Genomic DNA, 3862 nt, shown 5'->3' with positions numbered 1-3862 from the left:
CGCATCAAGCTGAAGCTAAAAGGGCTGAGTCCTGTGATGTACAGAACTCAGCCCTCACGGCCCTAGCCCAAAACTGTCCAACTTTGCGGGGTCAGTTCATAGGACGCGGGTTCAATCCTGGTGGGCAACTTGATTCTCTCCCAAGTTAAGTGCCAGCGCTGTCCCGAAGACGCATCAGCAGTTGAGCGTTTCAAGAAGCACGATGCTTGTGTGGTCGCATGCAGTGATCGACAGCGCCGCCTCGTTGCGTACCGCCGCGCCATCGCGCGGCGCGAGACAGACATCGTTCACTCGTATGTGCCCGGTCATGGGCACGAGATAGGCCTGCGCATCTTTCGCCAAAGCGCGCGCAAGGCATTGTCCATTGCGCATGTCCGCGACCAGCAGGCGGGCATCGGCATCGATCGGCAGGGCGCCAGCGTCAATGTCAGCGGATGCACCGCTCGCAACGATGACGAAGCCTGCCTCAGGCTGGCCCAGACCAAAACTTCGCCTGGCCCATCGCGGTTGAGCGTCGCAAGTGCGCGGCGTCAACCAGATCTGAAACAGTTGCGCAGGCTCGTTTTCTTCGTTGCGCTCGGCATGCCGAATACCGCGTCCGGCGCTCATCACCTGGACATTGCCTGCCTCGATGCGACCCGTGTTGCCGAAGCTGTCCTCGTGCGTGATCGCGCCGGAGCGCACCAGGCTCACGATCTCGACGTTCGCGTGCGCGTGCATGCCAAAGCCTGACCGCGGCGCGAACGTATCGTCGTTCCAGATATGCAGCGGGCCGAGCGCCGAGTGCTCCGGCCGACCGATCTCGCCAAAGCGAAAATGCAGTCGTGCGTCGAGCCAGTCTCGCTCGATACGCCCGAGCGTTTCGAATGGGCGGTGCTGGATCATGGCCTTCTTCTTCAGATGCGTGTAGCAAGGCAGCCTCGCCTTGCCACACCAGGAAGCCGCCTCAGACTTGCGCCTGACCGCCGTCGACGAACAACTCTGCGCCGTTCACGAAGCTCGCGTCGTCGGATGCCAGGAACAGCGCCGCGGCAGCGATCTCGTTCGGGTCGCCCACACGGCCCAGCGGGATGCGCGACGCGAGGTAATCCAGCAAGCCTTGTTGCTGGGTAGCGTCCGGCCCGGCAAGCTCGACCAGACCGGGCGTTTTCGTCGCGCCAGGACTGATGGTGTTGACGCGGATGCCGCGGTCCTTCAGGTCGAGAATCCAGCTGCGCGCGAAGTTGCGGATCGCGGCCTTGGATGCCGAATAGACGCTGAACGCCGCGGTGCCTTCGATGGTCGTCGTCGACCCGGCGAGAATGACCGATGCGCCTTTCGACAGAAGCGGCAACGCCTTCTGCACGGTAAAGAGCGTGCCTTTCACGTTGCGGTCGAACGTGTCGTGGTAGTGCGCTTCGGTGATTTCGCCGAGGGGGATCATCGCGCCGCCGCCTGCATTGGCGAACAGCACGTCCAGCCGGCCTTGCTCGTCACGGATCTGCGCATACAGCGCATCCAGCTGTTCCAGCTTCGACGAATCGACGCGTACGCCCGTGGCGTTGCCGACTTCCACGACGGCCGCATCGAGTTCAGCCTGGCGACGGCCGGTGATATACACATGCGCGCCTTCTGCCGCGAAGCGCCTGGCCGTCGCGAGGCCAATGCCGCTGGTGCCGCCGGTGACGAGAGCGATCTTGCCTTCGAGCTTGCCTGCCATGGTGTTTCTCCTTGAGGGTTCGGTTGAGTGCTTCGTTGAAGCGATGGGAGAAGAATATCGACGCACCGATCGTTTCGAAATAGAATCAACTGCAAACCATCATTGCAAAAATGAAATGAACCGATTCCCGGATTTCGAAGGGCTGGCGATGTTTGCCAAGGTGGCCGAGGAGGGCTCTTTTGCTGCGGCGGCTCGGGCCATGGGCGTGTCGGTCGCTACTATCTCGCGAGGTGTCGCGCGGCTGGAAGAGCGGCTGGGCGCGCGGCTGTTCAATCGGACCTCGCGGCAACTTGCGCTTACCGAGTTCGGCGGAACGATCGCCGGGAAAGCCGGAGACATCTACCGGCAAGCCGAGGAAGCGGAAAACGCGGCCCGTGAGATGTCGGTTCAGCCGCGTGGCCTCGTGCGTCTGGCCGTGCCCATGTCGTTCGGCCTGCGCTGGGTTGCGCCGTTATTGCCGGGCTTCTTCGAGGTCTGTCCGGAGGTGTCGATCGACCTGCATCTGTCCGATGCCACGGTCGATATCGTGGCGCAAGGCTTTGATGCGGCGTTGAGGATCGCCGCATTGCCAGACTCGTCGCTGGTGGCCAGACGCCTGTGTCCGATGGCGCAACTGGTCGTCGCGTCTCCCCGGTATCTGCAGCAACACGGCCGTCCGATGCATCCTCGTGAGCTCGTCGACAGGCCATGTCTGTCTTATGCCTACCGCGCGCGCAGCGATGTGTGGCGATTCGTGAACGATGCAGGCGACGAAGAGCCGATTACGCCCGTCGGTCCGCTGCGGGTAACGAACTCCGACGCGCTGCTGCCCATGCTGCTCGAAGGGCTCGCCATAGCAGAACTGCCGGAGTTCATCGCGGGTGAATATCTGGCGGACGGGCGCCTGGAAACGATTCTGACGGACTGGCACCTGACGAGAGGCGGACTGTTTTTCGTGACGCCGTCGGCGCGCGCGCGACCGGCCAAGGTCACAGCGCTGGCCGATTACTTCGCGCAGCATCTGTCTGCGCCGGTCTGGAATCAGGTGGTGCAGGGGACGGAATGAACGAACCGGGTGGCGAGTGTTTGTGGAGACCATCGGCCAACAAATAAAGCGACTACGCGTCAAAAAATTGCATCGTTCGCTGTGTGCCGAGTAGCAAGGGCAGAGGATGAGGTCGGACTTGGCGCCATGCTTCGAGTCGGGGGCAGGCGATTACCGCTGGGCCGGGCGCTACAATAAGGTGAAGATTCCGCTTGCCTGCACTGACCGGTTCCACATTTCCAACGGCGCCCGCATGCTGAAAATTCTCGGAAAAGCATCGTCAATCAACGTCCGCAAGGTGCTCTGGGTGTGTGCGGAGTTGCAACTTCCCTTTGAACAAGAGGACTGGGGAACGGGGTTTCGATCAACCAACACGCCGGAATTCCTCGCCTTGAATCCCAATGGCCTCGTCCCGGTCATCCGGGATGGAGACTTCGTTCTTTGGGAGTCGAACTCGATTATCCGTTACCTTGCATCACGATATGGCGGCCAGTATCTCTATCCATCTGACGCGCTGGCACGAGCGCGGATTGATCAATGGATGGACTGGCAGTCTACGGACCTGAATCGCTCATGGAGTTACGCGTTCCTGGGTTTGGTCAGGCGATCCGCCTCTCACCAGGAGCCGGACCACATAACCGAGTCGATCAGGAACTGGACCAAGCACATGCACATACTGAATAGTCAGATCGAAATGACAGATGCGTTTGTCGCCGGGACAGACTTTTCGCTCGCGGACGTTGCCATAGGACTGTCGGTGAACCGTTGGTTCAGTACTCCCTTCGAACATCCGGATTTTCCGGCAGTGTCGAGATATTTTGAACGCTTGGCTGGATGTCGTGGGTTTGCGAGTTATTGCAAGAATGGGTTGCCATGACTGTCGGCGGCAGGTCTGAATGAGCTGGAGTTCTATTGCCGCTTTCGGGAAGCGCGACTGGCCGCTTGGGGTCGGACTTCGAAAAATTATGTCACGGCTAAATACAAATGTCCGATGTCTGGCTCATTAGAAATGTCAGGGTTTAAGCCTTGCCAATCTCTTCAGATCATTATCTCCCCACCGCGGCTGCCCGCTCTTCGGCGCAACCCAACACAGCCGCGTTGAGTCGCTCCAGGGTCAGTTCGCGCTGCGTGCGCGTGCC

At 60.6% G+C, this 3862-nt stretch carries 4 protein-coding genes; 2 read left to right on the top strand and 2 right to left on the bottom strand.

The genetic code is table 11. The features are described 5' to 3' along the window. Positions 1-174 precede the first annotated feature (174 nt). A complete protein-coding gene (locus QCE62_RS34905; protein WP_309927969.1) occupies positions 175-885 on the bottom strand; it encodes a pirin family protein in 711 nt (236 codons plus the stop codon). Between the two features lie 61 nt (positions 886-946). Then, a complete protein-coding gene (locus QCE62_RS34900) occupies positions 947-1699 on the bottom strand; it encodes an SDR family oxidoreductase (RefSeq protein WP_309927968.1) in 753 nt (250 codons plus the stop codon). Between the two features lie 115 nt (positions 1700-1814). On the opposite strand from QCE62_RS34900, the gene QCE62_RS34895 reads away from it, so the two are divergent. Further along, complete coding sequence (locus tag QCE62_RS34895) at positions 1815-2744, top strand: LysR family transcriptional regulator (protein WP_309927970.1); 930 nt, start codon at positions 1815-1817, stop codon at positions 2742-2744. A 232-nt stretch (positions 2745-2976) separates the two neighbouring features. Further along, positions 2977-3600, top strand: a complete 624-nt coding sequence (locus tag QCE62_RS34890) for a glutathione S-transferase (protein WP_309927967.1) — start codon at positions 2977-2979, stop codon at positions 3598-3600. Positions 3601-3862: the final 262 nt, after the last annotated feature.

The organism is Caballeronia sp. LZ033 (assembly GCF_031451265.1).
GTDB lineage: Bacteria > Pseudomonadota > Gammaproteobacteria > Burkholderiales > Burkholderiaceae > Caballeronia.
This window is presented reverse-complemented; position numbering and strand designations above follow the sequence as displayed.